Source organism: Aquisalimonas asiatica, assembly GCF_900110585.1.
Lineage (GTDB): Bacteria > Pseudomonadota > Gammaproteobacteria > Nitrococcales > Aquisalimonadaceae > Aquisalimonas > Aquisalimonas asiatica.
On sequence record NZ_FOEG01000001.1, the window covers coordinates 15,428 to 37,433 of the forward strand.

Below are 22,006 nucleotides of genomic sequence, written 5' to 3' on the forward strand. Positions count from 1 at the left end.
GGGCGGGGTCAGCCCGACTTGAGTTCCGAGCGGTGCTCCCGCATGTACGTGCAGGCTGCAGCCATGACGGCCCGGCGAAAGCCTGCCGCGAAACGCATGCCGGCGGGGGCCGTGTCCCCCCGGTCGGCGAGCCAGCGGTTCGCTTCCTCCATGGCGGCCTGGAATTCCTTGTAGCGCTCGTCCAGCACCCACTGGGTCTGTTCCGGCGGCAGGAAGTGGGCGAAGCACAGCAGCGCGAGAAACTCGGAGCGGACCTTGTGCCGGCCTGGTGACTGCAGCAGTGCGGCCACGAACGCCTCCCGACCCGCGTCGGTGATGTGGTAACGCTTTTTATCCGGGCGGCCGCGCTGCGAGACCTCCTGGCAGTCCACCAATCCTTCCTGCAGCAGTGCGGCCAGTGCCGGATAGATGGAGCCGAAGCTGACATCCAGAAAATGGCCGAATCGCTCCTGCAGGAGTTTGCGGATCTCGTAGCCGGAGGCGTCGCCTTCCGTGAGGGCGCCGAGACATAGGGTGCGAGTGTCCAGCGGGGTCTACCTCGATAGCGGTCAGAGTGGAGGCTCTGGCCCGTTATATAGCACACCGAAATAGCGCCACTTAGACCGTTTTATTCCGTGGCGGCAGGCCTTTTAGATCAGTTCTGCTGCGTTGCAGCACCGTCCCGGCCGTGGTGCCTGTCCGCAGCCGCACCGAGTGCCTCGGCGCTGAACTGCAGCGCCGCCAGATGGGCATAGAGCGGGCTCTGCGCCAGCAGCTCCCGGTGGGTTCCCTGTGCTTCGATACGGCCATGTTGCATGACCACGATCCGGTCAGCGGACTGCACGGTGGCCAGGCGGTGAGCGATCACCACGCTGGTCCGGTCGCGCATGAGGTCGGTGAGCGCGGCCTGGATGCGCGCTTCGCTGTCGGCGTCGAGACTGCTCGTGGCCTCGTCCAGCAGCAGGAGAGCGGGGTTGCGGAGAATTGCGCGGGCTATGGCGATGCGCTGGCGCTGCCCGCCGGAAAGCTGCACGCCGCCGGGCCCGAGGGGCGTGTCGAACCCGTCCGGGAGCCGGTCCAGGAACTCCGTGCAGTGCGCGGCGGCGGCCGCCTCGCGAATGGCACGCCTGTCCGCGTCCTGACGGCCGTAGCCGATGTTGTCCCAGGCATTACCGCTGAACAGGGTCGGTTCCTGCGCCACCAGCCCGATCTGCGCGCGCAGGTCGGCAGGGTCCAGTGCCCGCAGGTCCTGGCCGTCGAACAGGATGCGGCCGGCCTGGGGATCGTAGAAGCGCAGCAACAACCCGAAGAGGGTGCTTTTGCCAGCGCCCGATGGCCCCACCAGCGCCACCCGCTCCCCGGGTGCAACGGTCAGGTCGAGAGCCTCGATGACGGCATCGTCGGGGCGGGACGGGTAGGCAAACCGCACGCGTTCCAGGGCCACCGCGCCCTGGACCGGCTGGCGAAGCGGCTGCGGCCTGGCCGGCGCGGTGATGGCCGGTTGGGCGGCAAGCAGCTCCATGAGCCGCTCGGTTGCCCCCGCGGCGCGGAACAGCTCACCGGAGACCTCCGACACCGCGCCTGTCGCGCCGGCGGCCAGCACGGCGTAGAACACGAACGCGGAGAGCTCGCCGCCGGTCATGCGCCCGGCCAGCACGTCGTGGCCGCCCTGCCACAGGATGATGCCCACGGCGGTAAACGCGAGGCCCATGGCCATGCCCACCAGCCAGGCGCGCTGGCGGATGCGGCGCATGGCGGTGGTGAAGGCGGTATCCACGTGACCTTCGAAGCGCGCCCGGTCGACGGACTCGTGACCGAATGCCTGCACGGTGCGGATGGCCTGCAGGGTTTCGCCGGCGTGGCTGCCCACGTCGGCGATGCGGTCCTGGCTGGAGCGTGACAACCGCCGTACCCGCCGGCCAAAGAACACAATGGGGATGAGCACCACCGGCAGCCCGACCAGCACCAGCGCGGTCAGGCGCGGGCTGGTGACGAACAGCATGGCGATGGCGCCCACGAGCAGCAGCACGTTGCGCAGGGCGATGGAGAACGACGAGCCCAGGATCGTCTGCAGCACGCTGGTGTCCGTGGTGAGTCGCGACTGGATTTCGCCCACGCCGTTCAGTTCGAAAAACGCCGGCTCCTGGCGGGTGACGTGGTTGAAGACCGCCTTGCGCAGGTCCGCGGCCACCCGTTCGCCGATCCACGAGACCAGGTAGAATCGCACGGCCGATGCCGCGGCCATGAGCAGAATGACGCCCAGGGTCAGTGCCAGCAGCCGGTCCAGCTGCGCCGGGTCGTCGCCGAGAAACCCCTGGTCCACCACCAGCCGCAGTGCCTGTCCCACGGCCAGCACGCTGCCGGCGGCGACCACTAGCGCTATGACGGCAGCCAGCACGCGCCAGCGGTAACGGCGCAGGAATCCCGCCAGGTGACGCAGTGGCTCCAGCCGGACGGCGCCGGGGCGTTGCGTTGTCGTGTCGCCTTGCTGCATGGGTGTTCCGGTGCCTGGTTGGGTCCGGGGCGGTACGGATGGTATAAACCCCCATCGCTACAACCCGCCCGGAATCCGCGATGAATCTGAAGTCCCTGGAAAAGCGCCTGACCTATCTCACTGCCAACGCGATCCGCGATTACCGCATGGTCGAGGATGGTGACCATATTATGGTCTGCCTGTCCGGTGGCAAAGACTCCTACGCCATGCTGGAGATGTTCCGGCTGCTGCAGCAGCGGGCGCCGGTGCGGTTCGACATTACCGCCGTCAACCTGGATCAGAAGCAGCCGGGTTGGCCGGAGCACATCCTGCCCGATTACCTGGACAGCCTCGGCGTGAACTACCGCATCCTGGAGCAGGATACCTACAGTGTGGTCAAGAGTGTCCTCCCGGAGGGCAAGACCATGTGCTCGCTGTGTTCCCGGTTGCGCCGCGGGGCGCTCTACACCGCGGCGGAAGAGATGGGCATGAACAAGATCGCCCTGGGCCACCACCGCGACGACCTGGTCGAGACGCTGTTCCTGAACCTCTTCTACGGCGGGCGCCTCGCCACCATGCCGCCCAAGCTCAAGAGCAACGATGGCAAGCACGTGGTCATCCGCCCCCTGGCCTACGTGCCGGAGCAGTACCTGGAGCAATACGCCGGGCACAAGGCGTTTCCGATCATCCCCTGCAACCTCTGCGGCTCCCAGCCCAATCTCAAGCGCGCTGAGATCAAGCGCATGGTGCAGGCGTGGGAGCAGGAGGATCCGAATCGGCTCAATGTCATCCTTCGCAGCATGCAGAACGTGCGTCCCTCCCACCTGGCTGACACCGATCTCCACGATTTCGCCGGGTTGCAGGGCAGTGTGGCGCCGGGCATGCCGGACCCGGTGACCGGCGAGGAGGATGCCTTCGCCGGCCTGCAGGCGGACAGGGTTGACGCATCCTGAGCCTGCAGCGCCTGATGATGTGGTGTACTGCCGCGGGTAAGGCGCGGCGTCGTGGTTTATCCTTGCCTTGAACGGTCGGGAACCCCGACCCGTCCCGCACGTCAAATGCGGGGACGACAACCACCGGGCAGCGGCACTCACCGGGCCGCACGCCCGCCAACCGGAGGCGCTCATCAATGACGAACGAGAACGAACCACGCACCATCGACGAGGCGGACGCTTACGACCGAAGAACCCGACGCCAGCTCTGGATCGGGCTCGCCGCGGCGGCAACGGTGGTGCTTGTTCTGATTCTGATTGTCATGGAGAGCCGCTACCGCGCCGCGCTGGATGATCCCCGGCCCAGCGCCGCGCTGGACGAGACAATGGCCGTGGTGGTGGCCGATCTGGCGCCACTGCCCCAGGATGCCCGGGAAATCGTCCTCACCACCCGTGGCGAGCAGCGCCCCCGGTACGAGGTTGTCATCCGTGACGGGGATGGTGAGCACCTCTACGACATGACGCGCAGTGCCAGCTCTGCCGGCGTGATCGAGCACGGCCGGCGCGCCGGCGAGGCGATCCGCTTCCGCGTGGAGCTCTCCCTGTCGGAGGATGGGGAGCTGGAAGGAGCGTACCGTCCCGATCGCGGCGTTTCGGTGGAACGCTACCAGGACGTGGCGGCCGCGCTGGTGCGGGAATCCCTGATCGCCTGGCACACTCACCAGAGCTACCCGGCGCCCGATGCGGAAGAGCGCTCCAGCGACGACATCCGTGACGGCTGGCGCAGGGTCATGGACTGAGTGCGTCGTTGCGTGGGCCCTGGCGGTTGTCCCGGGGTGGGTCGCCGGGGCCGCCGTTCGCCAGGGCTCGCTTGAGAGTTGGACTATCAGGTGAGGAACTGTACACTTCGGTGCGCCAGGCGGGGGTGGCGGAATTGGTAGACGCAGTGGCCTCAAAAGCCACCGGTTGAGAGACCGTGCGGGTTCGAGTCCCGCTCCCCGCACCAACACTGGTTCGATCCAGCGAACGAGGACCTGCCCTGTATTTCGATCGCAAGAAGAGGAACCGGGTTGCCTGGGAACGGCGACGTTGAGAGGGAGCGTGTGCGGCGCTTCCAATCATATCGGGTCAGGACGCACGAGCCGAGGTAGCGCAGCGGACGCTGTACGGAGGTGACTCCGGGGCGACGCTCTGCACAGGCTCAGGGCCAGGGCCCGCACGTCGGTGGACGTGTGGGCGGCCTGCATCCCCACCACGCAAGATTCATCAATATCACTGAGGACTGACTCCATGAAAAGGATCATGGTGAGTGCACTGCTGTGCGCAATGGCCGCGCCTGCGTGGTCTTCCGATTTCTACGCAAGCGTGAATTTCGGCGCTTCCAACTGGGACACGGAATTCAACGAGGACTTCAATTTCGACGGCTCCCTGAGTGGGGGTAAGTGGCGCCGCGGGGACGTTGCGGGGGGTGTCCGTCTGGGATACCAGCTTAATGATCTCGTGGCCGCCGAGATTGGCTACCAGAGTCTGGGGCGCTCCTACTACGAGGGCCGCTCGACAGGGTCTGGCTCGTTCTATTGCCGGGGGGCGGTGGATGCGGAGGTCTCCGGCTCAGCATGGGACGCCACCCTCGTGGGGACCTTCCCGGTCATCGACGCGATTCACATCATGGGCCGCGCTGGTCTCGCCCGGTGGTCCGCTGAGGCGGAGGTGAATGACTCCTGTGGTAGAGTGTCGGCCTCTGATTCAGGGACCGATCCGACCATCGGCCTGGGGCTCCATATCGCACCGAACGACCGCATCGCCTTTCGCGTGGAGGGCCAGCAGTACCGGAATGTGGGCAGCGATTATGACGTCAACGTCTTCTCGCTAGGGTTCCTGGGTCGGTTCTGAATGTGACCCGAAAAGGCCTTATGTGACCCAGGGTTGCACGAAAAGTAACAGGTAAATCAATAGTTTATGAAAAATCGTCCCCGACTCAAAATCGAGTGGCCTTTGGCCGTGGGAGTTCGACTCTCCCCCGGGGCACCCTATCCTTGTGCTGAACCCTTCCATGCGCCGACGTGATTTTCATTTCGATCTCCCGCAGGAGCTGATCGCGGAGCGCCCGCTGGAGCGCCGCACCGACAGCCGCCTGCTTTGCCTGGATGGTGCCACTGGTGCCTTGGCGGACCGCCAGTTTGCTGAGCTGGAGTCGTTGCTGCGTCCGGGCGATCTGCTGGTGCTCAACGATACCCGCGTGATTCCGGCGCGCCTGTTCGGGCACAAGGCGTCGGGCGGCAGGGTCGAGGTGTTGCTGGAGCGGGTGATCGGCGACCGCCGGGTGCTGGCGCATCTGCGGGTCAGCCGCGCGCCGGCGGCCGGTGCGCGGCTCCACCTGGACGGTGGCGCCGAGGCCGAGGTGGAGGGGCGCGACGGCGCCTGTTTCGTGCTGGCAGTGCACGGCGTGGACGACCTGTTCGCCTACCTGGACGCCCACGGCCACGTGCCGCTGCCGCCCTACATCCAGCGCGCCGACGAGGCCGTTGATCACGACCGGTACCAGACCGTCTTCGCCCGGGAGCCCGGTGCCGTGGCCGCGCCTACGGCGGGCCTCCATTTCGATGCCGCGATGCTGGAACGGCTTGCCGGGGCAGGGGTGGAGCAGGCGCAGGTCACGCTGCACGTGGGTGCCGGCACGTTTCAGCCCGTGCGAGCCGAGAAGGTGGAAGACCACCACATGCACAGCGAACTGCTGCAGGTGCCGGAGCGGACCTGTGAGCAGGTGCGGGCCTGCCGGGAGCGCGGTGGCCGCGTGGTGGCCGTGGGCACGACAGTGGTGCGTGCTCTTGAAAGTGCCGCCCGTGACGGTGAGTTGTCACCGTTCCGGGGCGAGACCGACATTTTCATCTACCCGGGGTACCGGTTCCGGGTCGTCGACGCCCTGGTGACCAATTTCCACCTGCCGGAGTCGAGCCTGATCATGCTGGTCAGTGCGTTCGCGGGCCACCGGCATGTCATGGCCGCATACGACCATGCAGTGGCGCAGCGCTACCGGTTCTTCAGCTACGGCGATGCCATGTTCATTCACCCCCCGTCGGCGGAGGCCCGGGCATGATGGAGTTCCAGCGTTTGTCCAGCGACGGCGCCGCGCGCCGCGGCCGTCTGACGTTTCCGCGCGGGACGGTGGAGACGCCGACGTTCATGCCGGTGGGCACTTACGGCACGGTCAAGGCCATGACACCCGGTGAGCTGAAGGACCTGGGTGCCGAGATCATTCTCGGTAATACGTTTCACCTGATGCTGCGGCCGGGTACGGAGATCATCGAGGCCCATGGGGATCTGCACGATTTCACCCAGTGGCACGGGCCGATCCTCACGGACTCCGGGGGCTTCCAGGTGTTCAGCCTCGGCGCGCTGCGCAAGATCCGCGAAGAGGGGGTGACGTTCCAGTCGCCGGTGGACGGCAGCCGCGTGTTCATGGGGCCGGAGGAGTCCATGGCCGTGCAGCGGGCGCTGGGCTCCGACATGGTCATGATCTTCGACGAGTGCACGCCCCATCCGGCGACCGAAACCGAGGCGCGGCAGTCCATGGAACTCTCCCTGCGCTGGGCGGAACGAAGCCGCAAGGCGCATGGCGACAATCCCAACGCGCTGTTCGGTATTGTCCAGGGCGGGATGTACGATCACCTGCGCAGCCGGTCCGTGCAGGGGCTGCGGTCCATCGGCTTCGAAGGGTATGCCGTGGGCGGGCTGGCCGTGGGCGAGACGGAAGAGGAGCGGAACAGGGTGCTGGAGCACCTGGAACCCGAACTGCCCGCCGGTTGTCCACGGTATTTGATGGGGGTTGGCCGGCCCCAGGATATCGTCGAGGCGGTGCGCCGCGGGATCGACATGTTCGACTGCGTCATGCCGACGCGCAACGCGCGCAACGGGTACCTGTTCACCCGGGGTGGGATGCTGCGGATCCGCAACAGCCGGTTCGCCAGGGATACCCGGCCGATCGAGCCGGGTTGTGAGTGCCATGCCTGTCAGTATTACAGCCGCGCTTATCTCAAGCATCTTGATCGCTGCAACGAGATTCTCGGCAAACGGCTGGCGACCATCCACAACCTGGCTTTCTACCAGCGGCTCATGGCGGAGCTGCGGGCCGCCATCGAGGCGGGGCGGCTGGACGCCTACGTGGACGATTTCTACGCCAGACAGGCTGCGGGGATCGATGCCCTGTGACGGTCCCGTGCCGTGTCGCGGCGTCCCGGCGGCCGGTGTGCCCCGGGAGGGCGGCCGGTGTGCGCCTGTGGCATAATGCGCTCCCGGTGTTCGTGGTGGACCGCCCGGGTGCGTGCATGTTGACGCCCGCGTGACCGCGGATGCATTGTTTGGCTCGTTTTTGCCATCGACAAGAGGTTGATCCATGGAATTCTTCATCTCCAGTGCCTTCGCCCAGCAGGGTGGAGAAGGTGCGGGCTGGACCGCTCTGCTCTTCCCGATCCTGCTGATCGCGATCTTCTACTTTCTGCTGATCCGCCCCCAGGCGAAGCGTCAGAAAGAGCACAAGAAGATGGTCTCCGAGCTGGCGAAGGGTGACGAGATCATTACCCAGGGCGGGCTTCTGGGCCGCATCACCGACGTTGACGAGACCTTCATCAGTGTCGAGATCAACGACAACAACCAGGTGAAAGTTCAGCGAAATGCAGTTGCCCAGGTGGTGCCCAAGGGGACGATCAAGGGCAAGGTGGATCCCGAAGAAGCCAAGAAGGCTGGTAAATAAGCGCAAGGCTGCCTGTCCATGAATCGTTACCCGCTCTGGAAGTACCTGGTCCTCATCATCGCGATCGTGATCGGGGTGCTCTACGCGTTGCCGAACGTCTTCGGCGAGGATCCGTCCGTGCAGATCACGCCGGTGCGCGGCGCGGTGGAGACCACCGAGATCGAGCGACAAGCCCGGGAGGTCCTCGACGAGGAAGGCAAGGAGTACATTGCCACCGAAGTGGACGAAGAGCGGGTACTGATTCGCTTCCGCAGCTCCGATGCGCAGGTGGATGCAGCGGACCTGCTGCGCGCGCGGCTGGGGAACGACGTCACCGTGGCGCTCAACCTGGCGCCGGCAACGCCGGATTGGCTGCGGGCCATCAATGCGGCGCCCATGTATCTCGGCCTCGACCTGCGCGGTGGGGTGCACTTCCTCATGGACGTGGACATGGATGCGGCCGTGACCCAGAGCCTGGAGCGCTACCAGACCGATTTCCGCAATCAGCTGCGCCAGGAGCGCATCCGCTACGGCCGCATCGAGGTGGATGACGACAACCGCATCGTCACCCGCTTCAATGACGCCGCGGACCGGGAGCGGGCCTACGACAAGCTGCGCAGCGAGTACCGCGAGCTTGATCTGGCCGAAGAGGAGCGCGATGGCCAGTACTGGCTCATCGCCACCGTGCCCGACGAGGAAAAGGACGAGATCCAGCGCTTTGCCGTGCAGCAGAACATCACCACGCTGCGCAACCGGGTGAACGAGCTGGGTGTCGCCGAGCCGGTCATCCAGCAGCAGGGCACCAGCCGCATCGTCGTGCAGCTGCCCGGCGTGCAGGACACGGCCCGGGCGCGGGAGATCATCGGGACAACGGCCACCCTCGAGTTCCGGATGGTGGACGAAGACCACTACCCGTACCGCGGCGAGGCCGACGACCCGGCGCCGCCCGGAACAGTGAAGTACCCGGCCCGGAATCCGCGCTATGGCGACTACGTGGTCATGGAGCGGGAGGTCATGCTCACCGGCGAGTACATCATCGATGCCTCCTCCGGCATCGATCAGGAGACGGGCGGCCCCGAGGTCAACATCCGCCTCAGCTCCGCGGGTGGCGACATGTTCAACCGGGCGACCCGCGAGAACGTGGGCAACAGCATGGCGGTGGTGTTCATCGAAACCCGCCAGGAAACCCGGGAAGAGGATGGTGAGAGCGTCACCGAGCGGGTGCGGACGGAGGAGGTGATCAATGTCGCCACCATCCAGGAGCCGCTCTCGAACCGGTTCCGCATCACCGGCCTGGAAGACAGCTCCGCCGCACGAGACCTCGCCCTCCTGCTGCGAGCGGGGTCGCTGGCCGCACCCATCGACATCATCGAGGAGCGCACGGTCGGCCCGAGCATGGGTCAGGAGAACATTGACCGCGGCGTCATGGCGGTGGTGATCGGTTTCGTGCTGGTGGTGCTGTTCATGGCGTTCTACTACCGGGTGTTCGGCCTGATCGCCAATATGGCGCTGATGCTGAACCTGGTGTTCATCGTCGCGGTGCTCTCCATGCTTCAGGCGACCCTGACGTTGCCCGGCATCGCCGGTATCGTCCTGACGGTGGGCATGGCGGTTGATGCCAACGTGCTGATATTCCAGCGAATACGCGAGGAGATCGCGGCCGGGCTATCACCGCAGCAAGCGATCCACTCCGGTTACGCCAAGGCGCTGTCGACCATCGCCGATGCCAACATTACGACGCTGATCGCGGCCGTGGTGCTGTTCCTGTTCGGTTCCGGGCCGATCCAGGGCTTCGCCGTGACCCTGTCCATCGGGATCGTGACCTCCATGTTCACGGCGATTCTGGGCACACGTGCGGTGGTCAATCTGATCTACGGCCGGAAGCGTCGTCTGACGCGGCTGGCAATCTGAGCGGGCAAGGGACGCGATACCATGTGGCTTTTCAATAAAACGCCCAACCTGGATTTCATGAGCCGGCGCCGCTGGGCCGGCCTGGCGTCCTTGATCATGCTCTCTCTGGCCGTCGCGATCATCGCAGTCCGTGGGCTGAATTTCGGCATCGACTTCACGGGCGGCACCATCGTCGAGGTCGGGTTCCAGGAGTCCGTGGACCTCTCCGAAGTCCGTCGCACCATGGACGAGGGGGGATACGAGGAAGCGGTGGTCCAGCACTTTGGCACCGCCCGGGATGTCATGATCCGGCTCGGGCCGCGTGACGAGGAAGACGCGGATGCGCTGAGCAATCGCGTCCTCGACACCCTGGAGGAGCGTTTCCCCGAGGTGGAGCTGCGCCGTGTGGAATTCGTCGGGCCGCAGGTGGGCGAGGAGCTCACCGAGCAGGGTGCCCTGGCCATGCTCGGGGCGCTCGGCTGTATTCTGCTCTACGTGGCGTTCCGTTTTGAATACCGGTTTGCGGCGGGGTCAGTGGCGGCGCTGGTTCACGATATTACCCTCGTGGTGGGGATTCTCTCGCTGTTCCAGATCACGTTCGATCTCACGGTACTCGCAGCGTTGCTTGCGGTCATCGGTTACTCCCTGAACGACACCATCGTCGTATTCGACCGAATACGGGAGAACTTCCTGCGCATGCGCAAGGGCAGTACCGAGGAGGTCATGAATGCGTCCATCAACCAGACATTGTCCCGTACGTTGGTGACATCGTTCACCACCCTGCTGGTGGTGTTGTCGCTGTACTTCGTGGGCGGCGAGGTGATTTCCGGCTTTGCCTTTACCCTGTTGCTCGGCGTCCTGGTCGGGACCTACTCCTCGATCTTCGTGGCCAGCGCATCGGCGCTCGCCATGGGCGTGACCAAGTATGACCTGCAGCCGCCGGCCAAGGAGGGTGAGGACCAGGAAGAGGAGGGCGAGGGCGCGCGCCCCTGAGCGGCCGCGCCCCGGTGGCGACCGGTTCAGAAGGTCCAGCGCGCGCCAGCGCTGATGGCCGAGAAGTCGAGGTCGCTGGAGTCGATGTAGCGCATGTAGTCGATGTTCAGCGACGCCCCCGGCGACAGGTTGAAATCCAGGCCGATGCCAAGGCTGACGCCGGATTCCCGGACACTGACACTGTTGTCGTCGGCGTCCCGCCCGCTCATCTCGATGCCGGCCGCGCCCATGACGCCGTAGATGGACGTGTAGCGGGTAATGCCGAGATCGCCCCGGATCAGGCCGGCGTAGAGAAAGTCCAGCTCCCGGCGTTCATCGCCGGAACGATCCGTACCCGTTCCGCCCAGGTGCGCCTCGACGGAGAAGGTCGGGTTCAGCCGGACGCCGAGACGGCCCCGTACACCGAGCGACGAGAAATCACGCCCCCCGTCTTCATCATACGACCAGTTCATGGCATCCATGCCGAGATAGAATCGGTCCTGGCTCTCGGCGGGTGTTGCCATCGCGGCGGCCGAGAGGCCGAGCGCCATGGCCAGTGCGGGGGCGTGACGGGCTAGGGTCCGGGCGGGCATGGTCGCTCCTTAGCGCTTGGCTGGGGTTGAGAGTCGTCAGCATATCAGTGGGAGTATGCATCATTAGCGATTGATAGGGAGTGGTGATGAAACAGGTGTGCGTCTATTGTGGTTCCAGCCCGGGGCGGGGTGAACGCTACCTGGAGACCGCGCGGGCCATGGGGGCGGCCCTGGCCGGTCGCGGGCTGGGCCTGGTTTATGGCGGTGCAAGCATTGGCCTGATGGGCGAGATCGCCGAAGCGGTTCTGGCGGCGCACGGGAAGGTGACCGGGGTCATTCCCAGGGTTGTCGAAGAGCACGAGGTCGCGCACTTCGGGCTCACCGAACTGGTGCAGGTCGAGACCATGCATGAACGCAAGACGATCATGGCCGAGCGGGCCGACGGCTTCATTGCCATGCCGGGTGGCCTGGGGACACTCGAAGAGCTGTTCGAGATTCTCACCTGGAGCCAGCTTCGGATTCACGCCAAGCCCGTGGGACTGCTCAATGCCCACGGCTACTATGATGGGTTGCTGGCGTTTCTCGATCACTGCGTCGAGGAGGCGTTGATCCGCCCGCAGCACCGCGCCATGCTCACGGTGGATACCGACCCCGATGCGTTGCTGGCGCGCATGATGCAGAACGGATCAACGCTGACCCATGGCACGACTCAAGATTGATCTGCACGATATCTTCAACCGTGGCCGCCAGATCGACGCGGCGCTCAACGATGCCATCACCCGGGCGGTGGAGAAGCGCCTGCCCATGGTGGAGATCATCCACGGGCGGGGTAAGGGCCAGTTGAAGAAGCGTGTACTCAAGTTCCTCGAGCAACCGCATATCCGTGAGCAGTATCACCGGGTGGAGAAGGATACGAAGAACCCGGGGCGGTTGTTCGTGCATTTCCGCCACTGATCCGGCCGGGGCATCCCTTGCCCGTGCGGGTTTCGTGACGCCGTTCGCATTCTCGTAGACAGCCCAGTATACTTGTAACGATGTCATAAAGAGAATGGGGCGCGCCGGCGCGCGTACCCGTCAATACCGTGCCCGAGGAGGAAAGCAAGCCCATGACCTCGACCGATAACCGGACCGGTTCACGACGTGATCAGTTGCTGGAAACGGCGACGGACCTCTTCTATCGCAACGGCTGCCATACCACCGGTATCGACAAGGTGCTTGCCGAGGCGGGCGTTGCCAAGATGACGCTCTACAAGCACTTCGGGTCCAAGGACAATCTCGTGCTGGCTGCGTGTGAGCGGTTCCACGAGCGTGTCCGGGATCAGTTCGAAGAGGCGGTGAACGAGGAGGGGCTGACAGCCCGGGAACGGCTGGAGGCCCTGTTCAGTTTCATGGATCGCTGGGCTCAGCAGGAGGAGTTCTGGGGGTGTCCCTCCATCAATCTGGCGGTTCAGTACCCCCAGCACGACCATCCCATTCACCAGGCCGCGGCGGGGCACAAGCAGTTCCGCATCGAGTACGTGGCCAACCTGGCAGAGGAGGCCGGGCTGCAGAACCCGAAGGATGTGGCCCGACAGCTTGTTCTGCTGATTGAAGGAGTCACGGTGATGGCGCAGGTGACCGGAGACCATTCCCTGGTCGAAGATGCCCGCGCGGCAGCCAGCACCATCATCGCCAGAGCCGCCGGCGAGCTGAGCTGAATCCGGCCTCGATCCGCCACTGGAAAGCCCGCGGGAGCATCTGACTGCCGCGGGCTTTTTTTCCACAGCCTTCACCAGGTGCCCGTGTGACCGGCGCAGAAGTCGGCCGTACACGGAGGGAGCATTATTGTGTTCCAGGGGTAGACAGACCTGTCTTGCTCTTATAGAGTGTAGACAGATCGGTTCAGTCTTGTCGTTAAAACCTGGAGGTAGACCATGAAAGTGAAGATCATTGCAGGCCTTGCCGCTGTGCTTGTTTCCCAGGCTGCGTTCGCCGGCAACACCAGCGTGGACCAGCGTCTGATCGATCTGGGGTTCATGCCGGAGCGCATGGAATCCACGAACATCGTGCGGACCGTGCCGGCGGAGCCGGAGAGCCGCACCGAGGCCCTGCTGGTGGAGTGGGGTTTCAAGCGGCAGCCGGTGGAGCGGGTGCTGCAGACCGAGCAGCGCGTCGTGGGTGAGCAGCGCTTTGACAACCCGACCGAGGAGCGTCTCGTCGAGTGGGGCTTCCTGCCGCAGAAGGGACGGAATGTCAGCACCCTCGTGGGCGCTGGTGGCGAGCGGGAGTCGGACCCGAGCTCCTGAAGGTGTGCAGCACGCCAGTAACGACAACGGCCCGCTTCGGCGGGCCGTTGTCGTTACGGCTAGACCATGCTGATCAGCAATAGAACGAACAGCACCACGAAGACCATGGGAAACAGCAGACCGCGCCAGTCCTTGGGCTGATCCGCGTTCTCCTTGTTCCGCTTCATGCTCTCCCTGATGCCGGGCATGAACCACATGGTGACAAGCACGGCGACGACTCCTGCCAGAATCATTTCCCAGGTGGCCACGCTTCGTAACTCCTCTATGATCGGGTCGACAGGCCCCTCGCCGGTGCGCTGGCGGAAGGGCATTGTACGGTTGGCGCCGATGATGCCCCCCTCGGGGTTACGAAACAAGTCACCGCGCGCCCGCCACAACATCCTTCTTGACGGTCGGGTAAAGCTGAACCATTACTTCTTCATGGCCGCAGAGAACGTTGCATCCTGCAGGGCGGCCGAGAGAGGGCGCCCCCGTGACGTGATCGGGGCGCCCGGGGAGCCCGGTTATCAGGAGGGGCCGGGGACTGGCCGTGCGGGGGGCCGCCGGCTGTGCCCATCACCGGCTGGAGATGGGTCGTTCGGAGCATCAAGCGTGCACAAGACAATCTATGTGGGGAATCTGCCGTTCAGCTCGACCGAAGACGATGTGCGTTCGCTGTTCGAGGCTCACGGAACCGTCCGCTCGGTGAAGCTCATCGCTGATCGCGATTCCGGGAAACCGCGCGGGTTCGGGTTCGTGCAGATGGATGCCGACGAGGCCGAGGCGGCGATCGCGGCATTGAACGGTTATGAACTCGGCGGCCGCGCACTGCGCATCAACGAGGCACGCCAGCGAACGGGGCACCGCGTTCGTCGGCCGTTCTGAAGCCTGCCCGGCGCTCACGGTTCCGGCGGGGCCGGCTGCATGCCACGGCCTCCGGCAGGGGCGTGACCGTCGCATGTGTCCCGCATCTGTGGTGAAATTATCCAGTGTTGCCCCGGATGGTCCTCCATCCATTGTTTTCTCTGGGAGAGCGTGTCGTGTGGCATCGGGTTCTCGGGCTCTGCCTTGCAGTTGCCGTGGTCGCAGGGTGTTCGGTCAATCCGGTCACCGGTGAACGCCAGTTCAGTCTGGTCAGTGAGGAGTGGGAGCTGGAGGTTGGCGAGGAGAACTACGCGCCGCTGCGGCAGATTGAAGGCGGCGATTACACGTTCGATCAGGAGTTGCTGGCGTACGTGCAGGAAGTAGGGCAGCGGGTGGCCGCGGAGGCGGACCGGGATCTGCCTTACGAGTTCACCGTGCTGAACAGTTCTGTTCCCAACGCGTGGGCGTTGCCCGGAGGCAAGATCGCCATCAACCGTGGCCTGCTGACGGAAATGAACTCCGAGGCGGAGCTGGCGTCGGTGCTCGGTCACGAGGTGGTGCACTCGGCCGCCCGCCATGGGGCGCAGCGGCAGTCACAGCAGGTGCTGCTCCAGGGGGCGGTCATGGCCGGAGGGGTTGCCGTGGGCGTCGCCACGGACCGCCAGGAATACGCCGCTGTCGCGCTGCTTGCCGGCGGGCTGGGGGCACAGCTCATCAGTCAGCGATACTCCCGGGACGCGGAACGGGAGGCGGACGAATACGGCATGGTCTACATGCACCGTGCCGGCTACAACCCCGAAGCTGCCGTGGACCTGCAGGAGACGTTCGTCCGGCTGTCGGAAGGTCGCGGAGGGGGCGGGTTTGCACAGGGGCTGTTTGCCTCGCATCCGCCCAGCGAAGAGCGCGTGGACAACAACCGCCGCACGCTGGAGCGCCTCGGGGCTGAAGGGGAGTGGGGCCGCGATCGTTACCAGGAGCGGATTGCAACCATCAAGGAGCTGAAACCCGCGTACGCAGCGCACGACGAGGGGCGGCGGGCGCTCAGGGAAGGTGATGCGGAGACAGCCCTGACGAAAGCCCGGGAAGCCCTGGACATGGAGGATGGCGAAGCGACGTTCCACGCCCTTGCCGGCGATGCCATGGCGACCAAGGGGCGCATGGAGGACGCGGAATCAGCCTACAGCCGGGCGCTGGAGCGCGACGACAGCTGGTTCTATCACCATCTGCGGCGTGGCATGGTCCGCGAGAACCGCGGTGCACTGGATGGGGCCAGGAGCGATCTGCGCAGGAGCCTGGAGCTGCTGCCCACCGCGGATGCCCATTACCATCTCGGTAACGTGGAACGTGCCCAGGGGAATCGCGACGAGGCGATCCGGCATTACCGTACCGCCGCCCAGTCCGATGACGAGACCGGGCGGCGGGCGCGGCAGGCACTGGAGGATATGGGGGCCTGAGGCGGCCCCCCTGTCAGTGGATCAGTCGGGCAGAATGATCCACTGCTGGCTGAACCAGTAGAAGCGGCCCTGTTCCTCCGACGGCGCGGTGCAGTTGTAGCGGGTACGGCCCCGGTTCAGGGTCTCCGGCGCTTCCACTTCGAAGATCCGTGCGTCGCGGTCCGTCCACTCCACTTCCACGCTACCCTGGCCGCCCACGAAGCAGGCGAGCTGATTCAGCCGGGCGTCGCTGTCGGCGAGAGTCACTTCCATTCGCGGCGGATTGTTGTCCTCGGCAGCCACCGGGTCCCACGGGTCGATGGACTCCACCGGCAGTGATTTCGCTCCGGCCTTCTGTTTGAAATCGTCCAGGTCCGAGAACGAATCCGCCATCGGAAAGCGCGGCAAGGCCATGGGGTGGCTGTAAGGCCCGATGGCGCCGCTGTGCTGACCGATGCCGATGTATCCCAGGTCCTCGGCGACATCCGCAACCGTCTGGTTGTATTCGCCGTAGGGGTAGGCGAACAGCATCGGGATGTCGTTGTGTTCGCCCAGCTCCTCCTCGATGCGATCCTGTGCGTTGCTGATGTCGTCCCGGATGCGCTCGGCGTAGGCCTCGTCGGATTCCTCCTCGCCCTGGCGCACCAGGTAATCGTGGGTGGTGGAGTGATTGGCGAACGTGGCGCCGTGCTCCTCCATCTCGCGCATCTGATCCCAGGTCATGTAGCCGGAGAGCCCGTCGTCCACCGGCTCCGTGGCGACGAAGACGGTATACGGCAGGTCCCGTTCCTTGAGAATCGGAAAGGCGTTCTCGTAGACCGAGCGGTAGGCGTCGTCGATGGTGATGGCAACAGTGCGGTCAGGCACCGGTTCGCCGTTCTCCAGGTGTTCGACGATCCGCTCCATGGGCCAGATGGTGTATTCCTCCTCGAGGTGGTCCAGGTGGGCCTCGAAGGTGTCCAGGGAAATGCTGGTGGAGGGGTAGTCGTCCTCGCCGAAGCGGTGGTACATGAACGCGACCGCATGCCAGCCACCGGCCTGGGCCGCACCGATCTCCGCGCCGAATAGCAGACCCGCCAGGGCCAGTCCCCGAAGCATCATAGGTTGACTCCCGTCGCAACTGAGTGATTGGAGCGTGTTACAGCATAACCTTCGATCACAGGGGCCGAAAGGCGGACCGTTCAGCCCTTGAGCAGCGCCGGCGTGCAGTGGGGCCGGACATGCTGCAGCAGGTTGTGGAACAGCTTCGGGCTGCCGGCAACGATATTGCCGTTGTCCATGTACTGTTCACTGCCGTTGAAATCGCCGACGACCCCGCCCGCCTCGCGAACCAGCAGCGCACCGGCCGCGACATCCCAGGGCTGCAGGCCGATCTCCCAATAGCCGTCCAGGCGGCCGGCGGCCACGTAGGCCAGATCCAGTGCGGCAGAGCCCGCGCGACGCAGATCCCCCGCGTGTTCCACGACGGCCCGGAACTGGCCCATGTACGCGTCCATGTGATGCGGTTGCCGGAACGGGAAGCCGGTGCCGATCAGCCGCCCCTCGATGCTCTTGTGGCTGCGGACCCGGATCTTGTGGTCATCCAGGGTGGCGCCGTTGCCACGGCTGGTGGTGAACAGCTCCTGGCGGATCGGGTCGTAGATGACGCCCGCTTCCAGTCGGCCCTTGACCTGCAGCGCGATGGAGACGGCGAAGTGGGGCAGGCCGTGGATGAAGTTGGTGGTGCCATCCAGCGGGTCGATGATCCAGACGTAGTCGGAGCGGCCCTGGCTGCCGCCTTCCTCGCCGAGAAATTCGTGATCCGGGTAGGCGCGTTTCAGGGTGCCGACGATCTCCTGTTCGGCGGCCCGATCCACGTCGCTCACGTAGTCGTTCAGCCCCTTCGACTCGATGCGGACGCGGTCGAGCCGATCCATGGAGCGAACAATCAGGTTGCCGGCGCTGCGAGCGGCGCGCACGGCCATGTTGACCATCGGGTTCATAGAGGTGTCTGAGTCCGTCGACCTGGGAAGTGGTGCGGGAGAATAACAGGTCTGGGCCGCCGGTTGAACTTGGCCTTACTTCTGGCGGTATCGGCGGTACACTGCCACTCCCGAGAACATGCGATCCGAAGTCCGCAAGCAGCAGGAGCCTCAATGCGCCCGGAACACGTCCGTATGGTACTGGTGGAGCCCTCCCTGGGGGCCAACGTCGGGGCGGCGGCCCGGGCCATCAAGACCATGGGTCTGGACACCCTCCACCTGGTCAGCCCTCGTCAGTTTCCGCATCCCGATGCCACCGCAATGGCATCGGGAGCCGATGACATCCTTGATCGCGCCCAGGTGCACGAGACGCTGGACGACGCGTTGGTGGGGACCACACTGGTGGTGGGCCTGTCGGCGCGCCAGCGGACGCTGTCGTGCCCCGTCGAGACACCGCGGGAGTCCGCGCCGCGGCTGATTGCCGAAGCGGAGCAACGGCCCGTGGCGGTGCTGTTCGGGCGTGAGCGGGTGGGGCTGACCAACGAGGAACTGGACCGTTGCCACCGTCTGGTTCAGATTCCCGCGAACCCGGACTACAGCTCGTTGAACATTGCGGCCTCGGTGCAGGTCATGGCCTACGAGTTGCGAATGGCTGGGCTGGCCGATGTCGCGCCGGAACAGCCCACCTCGGAGTGGCCGCCGGCGACCGCCGACGACATGGAGCGCTTCTATACCCATCTGCAGCGGGTGCTGCAGCGGATCGATTTTCTCGATCCGGCCAATCCGCGCGCACTCATGCGGCGGCTGCGGCTGTTCTTCGGGCGAGCGCGCCCCGATCACAACGAAATGCAGATTCTCAGAGGTGTTCTCGCCCACGTCGAGAAAGGGCTCGACGGCACGCTGCGACGCGGGGGAGGTGAGTGACTCCGGCGATTGTGCGTTTGTCGCCGAGTTCGCTACCATGAAGGCACCATGACCGGACATCTCCACAGGCTCTGTTGCCGCTGTCTCTGTCGCTGCTGTTGTCGCAGCTGTACCTGAGTAGTGACCGTGGCCCGAACAGAGCCTGAAGCCTGCCTTCCGGACAAGGAAATCCCCAATGTTCAATCGTATTCGAGAGGATATCCGGTGCGTCAGGGACCGTGACCCAGCGGCCCGCAACGCGTTCGATGTGCTCACCTGCTATCCCGGGCTCCACGCCCTGCTGTGGCACCGCTTATGCCATCGCCTCTGGAACTGGCGACTGTACTGGCTGGCGCGGTTCATCTCGCTGTTTGCCCGCTGGACCACCGGGATCGAGATCCACCCGGGCGCGCGTATCGGCCGACGGTTCTTCATCGATCACGGCATGGGCGTGGTGATCGGCGAGACCGCCGAGATCGGCGACGACTGCACCCTCTACCACGGGGTCACGCTCGGGGGTACCAGCCTGGAGCGCGGCAAGCGGCACCCAACACTGGAGAACGACGTGGTGGTGGGGGCGGGCGCCAAGGTGCTCGGGCCTGTCAACGTGGCAACCGGCGCCCGGGTTGGCTCCAACGCGGTGGTCATCAAGGACGTGCCGGAGGGGGCCACCATGGTGGGCATTCCCGCACGCATCGCCGGGCAGCGCGCCGACAAGACGCCCCAGCGCGAGGCCACGGCGCGCAAGATCGGGTTCGACGCCTATGGCACGACGGATATGCCCGATCCCGTCAGCCAGGCGATCAATTCGATTCTTGACCATATCCATGTCACCGATGAACGGCTGGTGGAGATGTGCCAGGCCGTCCGGGACCTGGGCGGGCGCCTCCCGGATGCGCACATTCCCGATCTGGACTGCAACCGGTTCGAGAACGGCAATGGTGGCCCGGAGGCGTCGGCGGAAGAGACCGCGGAGTCGGAGGGCGATGACGACCGTACCCGCTGACGCCGGGCGCCTGTACCTGGACTACGCCGCGACCACCCCCGTGGCGCCGGAGGTGGCGGCGCGCATGGCGGCATGCCTGCAGATCGACGGCGCGTTCGGCAATCCATCGTCACTCCACCCCTGGGGTGTGGATGCCGCCCGGCTGGTCGACGCCGCCGCCGAGCAGGTGGCGGCGCTGATCGGAGGGGCTCCCGAAGGCGTGGTGTGGACCTCCGGCGCCACCGAATCCGACAACCTGGCCATCCTCGGGGTCGGCCGTTTCGCCCGGGAGCGTGGCCGCGGCAACCACGTGATTTCGGCGCGTACCGAACACGCCGCGGTCCTGGGGGCGCTGGAGCAGCTCGAACGGGAAGGAATGGAGGTGACACTGTTGCCGCCGGGCCCTGATGGTGCCGTCTCCGTGGATCAGGTTGACGCGGCGCTGCGGGACGACACCGTGCTGGTCTCCCTCATGCACGTGAACAACGAAACCGGTGCCGTGAACGACATCGCTGCCATCGGCGACCGTCTCCGTCATCACCCCGCCCGGTTTCATGTGGATGCCGCGCAAAGCGCGGGCCGGCTGCCACTGCACGTCGACCAGTGGGGCATCGACCTGCTTGCCCTGTCGGGGCACAAGCTCTACGGGCCGAAAGGCGTGGGCGCGCTGTGGGTGCGGCGGCGGCCGCGGGTGCGCCTGTCGCCGCTGCTCCATGGCGGGGGCCAGCAGGGCGGGGTGCGGCCGGGCACGCTGGCGCCGCACCTGATCGCCGGCATGGGTGCGGCGTGCGCGCTGGTTCAGGGAGAGATGGCGCATGAGCCCGACCGCCTCCGTGGCCTGCGCAACCGGCTGCGCGATCAGCTTGTGGGCCTGGGTGCCGTGCAGGTGAATGGTCAGGTGGACGGCAGCCCCCACGTGCTCAACGTGAGTATCGGCTGCATCAACGGTGATGCGTTGCAGGCGGACCTGGGCGACCTGGGGGTTTCCGCGGGGTCGGCCTGCAGTTCGTCCGACCAGGCCGCCTCCCATGTGCTTCGCGCCATGGGCGTGCCCGACGCCCTGGCGCACAGCACGCTGCGGTTCAGCTTCGGTCGCTGGACAACCCCGGAGTCGGTGGATGTGGCGGGCGCGCGGGTGGCCGCTGCAGCGGAGCGCCTGCGTGCCCTGTCGCCGGCGTGGCTGCGTTACCGCGACGGGCACTCCCTGGACGCGCTGTATCGGCGGAACGCGCAGCCCGCCGACGCGTCAAAGGAGGACGAGTAATGGTGTTGCAGGGGATGGCCCGGACCCATTTCGAGGCGCCACGTCATGCCGGCAGGTTCGACCCGGCCGCGGGGGTGGTCGGCAGGGGTTGCGCCGGTCATGTACAATCGGGAATTGAAGTGGAGTTCCAGGTTCTCGCCTCCACGGAGGGCCGACTGGGCGCGGCACGGTGGCTCTGCCTCGGGCCGCCCGAGGCCATCGCGGCCGCCAGCTGGCTGTCGGACACGGTCGCCGGGAGCACCCCGGAGGGTGCAGCCGGCTGGACGGCCCCGGCCATCTGCGACGCCCTGGCACTGCCGGCGCAGGCCGTCTCGGTGGTGCTCGTGGTGGAGGACGCTTTCCGGCATGCGCTGGCGGACCTGGAACGGCAACTGTGATCTGGAGGTAGCACGCATGGCGATCCAACTGACCGAAGCCGCGGCCCGGCATGTCAAGGCGCACGCCGAGAGGGAAGGCCACGACCACAGTCTGCGTCTTGGTGTTCGTACCAGTGGTTGCTCCGGGTTCATGTATACCGTCGATTACGCGGAAGGGGTCAACGACAACGACGTGACCTTCGAACAGCACGGGATCCGCATCGTGATCAGCCGCAAGAGTCTGCCGTTCCTCGAGGGGACGGAGGTGGACTTTATTCGTGAAGGGCTCAATCAGCGGTTCGACTTCCGCAACCCGAACGTCAAGGACATGTGCGGCTGCGGAGAGAGCTTCACGGTCTAGCGCCCCCGGGCGCTGGTCTTCCTCGGGGGCGGGTCGGTCCGATAGCCTTCAAATTGCCGCACTTCCGTGCAGGCGGTACACTAGCGCGCCTTGTGAATTCTCCGGGC

Annotated in this window: 25 protein-coding genes and 1 tRNA gene; 20 read left to right on the forward strand and 6 right to left on the reverse strand. The window is 65.6% G+C overall.

What is annotated here, in order from left to right; genetic code table 11:
* Window positions 1-8 precede the first annotated feature (8 nt).
* Together BMZ02_RS00070 and BMZ02_RS00075 are read right to left on the reverse strand one after the other, a co-directional pair.
* Window positions 9-527 carry a PadR family transcriptional regulator gene (locus BMZ02_RS00070; protein ID WP_091638867.1) on the reverse strand — a complete coding sequence of 173 codons (519 nt, stop codon included), beginning with the start codon at window positions 525-527 and terminating at the stop codon, window positions 9-11.
* A 107-nt stretch (window positions 528-634) separates the two neighbouring features.
* Complete coding sequence (locus BMZ02_RS00075; protein ID WP_091638868.1) at window positions 635-2,473, reverse strand: ABC transporter transmembrane domain-containing protein; 1,839 nt, start codon at window positions 2,471-2,473, stop codon at window positions 635-637.
* 80 nt (window positions 2,474-2,553) lie between these two features.
* Between BMZ02_RS00075 and ttcA the strand changes: the two genes are divergently transcribed.
* The 9 genes from ttcA to secF all read left to right on the forward strand — a co-directional run bounded on the left by ttcA (window position 2,554) and on the right by secF (window position 10,996).
* Window positions 2,554-3,405 carry a tRNA 2-thiocytidine(32) synthetase TtcA gene (gene ttcA / locus BMZ02_RS00080; RefSeq protein ID WP_091638870.1) on the forward strand — a complete coding sequence of 284 codons (852 nt, stop codon included), beginning with the start codon at window positions 2,554-2,556 and terminating at the stop codon, window positions 3,403-3,405.
* Window positions 3,406-3,581: 176 nt separating this feature from the next.
* The gene (locus BMZ02_RS00085; protein ID WP_091638871.1) at window positions 3,582-4,184 is read left to right on the forward strand and encodes a hypothetical protein; all 603 of its coding nucleotides are present in this window, start codon (window positions 3,582-3,584) and stop codon (window positions 4,182-4,184) included.
* Between the two features lie 119 nt (window positions 4,185-4,303).
* Window positions 4,304-4,390 (forward strand) — tRNA-Leu (locus BMZ02_RS00090).
* A 284-nt stretch (window positions 4,391-4,674) separates the two neighbouring features.
* Window positions 4,675-5,277 carry an outer membrane beta-barrel protein gene (locus tag BMZ02_RS00095; protein WP_091638873.1) on the forward strand — a complete coding sequence of 201 codons (603 nt, stop codon included), beginning with the start codon at window positions 4,675-4,677 and terminating at the stop codon, window positions 5,275-5,277.
* Between the two features lie 160 nt (window positions 5,278-5,437).
* Window positions 5,438-6,481 (forward strand): tRNA preQ1(34) S-adenosylmethionine ribosyltransferase-isomerase QueA, encoded by a 1,044-nt coding sequence (gene queA, locus BMZ02_RS00100; protein WP_091638875.1) that lies wholly within the window; start codon window positions 5,438-5,440, stop codon window positions 6,479-6,481.
* Complete coding sequence (gene tgt / locus BMZ02_RS00105) at window positions 6,481-7,593, forward strand: tRNA guanosine(34) transglycosylase Tgt (RefSeq protein ID WP_091640308.1); 1,113 nt, start codon at window positions 6,481-6,483, stop codon at window positions 7,591-7,593. The genes queA and tgt overlap by 1 nt, the downstream gene beginning before the upstream one ends.
* A gap of 184 nt (window positions 7,594-7,777) precedes the next feature.
* The gene (yajC, locus tag BMZ02_RS00110; RefSeq protein ID WP_091638876.1) at window positions 7,778-8,134 is read left to right on the forward strand and encodes a preprotein translocase subunit YajC; all 357 of its coding nucleotides are present in this window, start codon (window positions 7,778-7,780) and stop codon (window positions 8,132-8,134) included.
* Window positions 8,135-8,152: 18 nt separating this feature from the next.
* Window positions 8,153-10,024 carry a protein translocase subunit SecD gene (gene secD / locus BMZ02_RS00115; protein ID WP_091638878.1) on the forward strand — a complete coding sequence of 624 codons (1,872 nt, stop codon included), beginning with the start codon at window positions 8,153-8,155 and terminating at the stop codon, window positions 10,022-10,024.
* A gap of 21 nt (window positions 10,025-10,045) precedes the next feature.
* Window positions 10,046-10,996 (forward strand): protein translocase subunit SecF, encoded by a 951-nt coding sequence (secF, locus tag BMZ02_RS00120; protein WP_091638880.1) that lies wholly within the window; start codon window positions 10,046-10,048, stop codon window positions 10,994-10,996.
* 26 nt (window positions 10,997-11,022) lie between these two features.
* Here secF and BMZ02_RS00125 read toward each other — a convergent pair whose 3' ends face one another.
* The gene (locus tag BMZ02_RS00125) at window positions 11,023-11,568 is read right to left on the reverse strand and encodes a porin family protein (protein ID WP_091638882.1); all 546 of its coding nucleotides are present in this window, start codon (window positions 11,566-11,568) and stop codon (window positions 11,023-11,025) included.
* 86 nt (window positions 11,569-11,654) lie between these two features.
* Between BMZ02_RS00125 and BMZ02_RS00130 the strand changes: the two genes are divergently transcribed.
* The 4 genes from BMZ02_RS00130 (at window position 11,655) to BMZ02_RS00145 (ending at window position 13,793) form a co-directional block, all read left to right on the forward strand.
* Entirely contained in the window at window positions 11,655-12,227 is a 573-nt protein-coding gene (locus BMZ02_RS00130; protein ID WP_091638884.1) for an LOG family protein, read from the forward strand.
* A complete protein-coding gene (locus BMZ02_RS00135) occupies window positions 12,208-12,462 on the forward strand; it encodes a Smr/MutS family protein (protein WP_091638886.1) in 255 nt (84 codons plus the stop codon). Before BMZ02_RS00130 ends, BMZ02_RS00135 begins: the two co-directional genes overlap by 20 nt.
* Before the next feature lie 152 nt (window positions 12,463-12,614).
* The gene (locus BMZ02_RS00140) at window positions 12,615-13,205 is read left to right on the forward strand and encodes a TetR/AcrR family transcriptional regulator (protein ID WP_091638887.1); all 591 of its coding nucleotides are present in this window, start codon (window positions 12,615-12,617) and stop codon (window positions 13,203-13,205) included.
* 216 nt (window positions 13,206-13,421) lie between these two features.
* Entirely contained in the window at window positions 13,422-13,793 is a 372-nt protein-coding gene (locus tag BMZ02_RS00145) for a hypothetical protein (protein ID WP_091638889.1), read from the forward strand.
* 59 nt (window positions 13,794-13,852) lie between these two features.
* On the opposite strand, the gene BMZ02_RS18685 is transcribed toward BMZ02_RS00145, so the two are convergent.
* Window positions 13,853-14,041 carry a hypothetical protein gene (locus tag BMZ02_RS18685; RefSeq protein WP_139209100.1) on the reverse strand — a complete coding sequence of 63 codons (189 nt, stop codon included), beginning with the start codon at window positions 14,039-14,041 and terminating at the stop codon, window positions 13,853-13,855.
* Window positions 14,042-14,384: 343 nt separating this feature from the next.
* Here BMZ02_RS18685 and BMZ02_RS19155 point away from each other — a divergent pair, with 343 nt between their 5' ends.
* Window positions 14,385-14,657: an RNA recognition motif domain-containing protein gene (locus BMZ02_RS19155; RefSeq protein WP_091638892.1), complete on the forward strand. Its 273-nt coding sequence runs from the start codon at window positions 14,385-14,387 to the stop codon at window positions 14,655-14,657.
* A 155-nt stretch (window positions 14,658-14,812) separates the two neighbouring features.
* A complete protein-coding gene (locus tag BMZ02_RS00160; RefSeq protein ID WP_245753897.1) occupies window positions 14,813-16,090 on the forward strand; it encodes a M48 family metallopeptidase in 1,278 nt (425 codons plus the stop codon).
* A 21-nt stretch (window positions 16,091-16,111) separates the two neighbouring features.
* Here the strand turns inward: BMZ02_RS00160 and BMZ02_RS00165 are convergent, their stop codons facing one another.
* Both BMZ02_RS00165 and BMZ02_RS00170 read right to left on the reverse strand, forming a co-directional pair.
* Window positions 16,112-17,170, reverse strand: coding sequence for a polysaccharide deacetylase family protein (locus tag BMZ02_RS00165; RefSeq protein ID WP_091638896.1), 1,059 nt, complete (start codon window positions 17,168-17,170; stop codon window positions 16,112-16,114).
* Window positions 17,171-17,250: 80 nt separating this feature from the next.
* The gene (locus BMZ02_RS00170; RefSeq protein ID WP_091638898.1) at window positions 17,251-18,051 is read right to left on the reverse strand and encodes an inositol monophosphatase family protein; all 801 of its coding nucleotides are present in this window, start codon (window positions 18,049-18,051) and stop codon (window positions 17,251-17,253) included.
* A 153-nt stretch (window positions 18,052-18,204) separates the two neighbouring features.
* Between BMZ02_RS00170 and BMZ02_RS00175 the strand changes: the two genes are divergently transcribed.
* From BMZ02_RS00175 to BMZ02_RS00195, 5 genes are all read left to right on the forward strand, one after another.
* The gene (locus BMZ02_RS00175) at window positions 18,205-18,954 is read left to right on the forward strand and encodes an RNA methyltransferase (RefSeq protein WP_091638899.1); all 750 of its coding nucleotides are present in this window, start codon (window positions 18,205-18,207) and stop codon (window positions 18,952-18,954) included.
* 175 nt (window positions 18,955-19,129) lie between these two features.
* The gene (gene cysE, locus BMZ02_RS00180) at window positions 19,130-19,939 is read left to right on the forward strand and encodes a serine O-acetyltransferase (RefSeq protein WP_091638901.1); all 810 of its coding nucleotides are present in this window, start codon (window positions 19,130-19,132) and stop codon (window positions 19,937-19,939) included.
* Window positions 19,920-21,182, forward strand: a complete 1,263-nt coding sequence (locus BMZ02_RS00185; RefSeq protein WP_091638903.1) for a cysteine desulfurase family protein — start codon at window positions 19,920-19,922, stop codon at window positions 21,180-21,182. Before cysE ends, BMZ02_RS00185 begins: the two co-directional genes overlap by 20 nt.
* On the forward strand, window positions 21,182-21,559 hold the full coding sequence (locus tag BMZ02_RS00190; protein ID WP_091638904.1) for an iron-sulfur cluster assembly scaffold protein: 378 nt from the start codon (window positions 21,182-21,184) through the stop codon (window positions 21,557-21,559). The genes BMZ02_RS00185 and BMZ02_RS00190 overlap by 1 nt, the downstream gene beginning before the upstream one ends.
* Before the next feature lie 16 nt (window positions 21,560-21,575).
* On the forward strand, window positions 21,576-21,899 hold the full coding sequence (locus BMZ02_RS00195) for a HesB/IscA family protein (RefSeq protein ID WP_091638906.1): 324 nt from the start codon (window positions 21,576-21,578) through the stop codon (window positions 21,897-21,899).
* The last annotated feature ends 107 nt before the right edge of the window (window positions 21,900-22,006 follow it).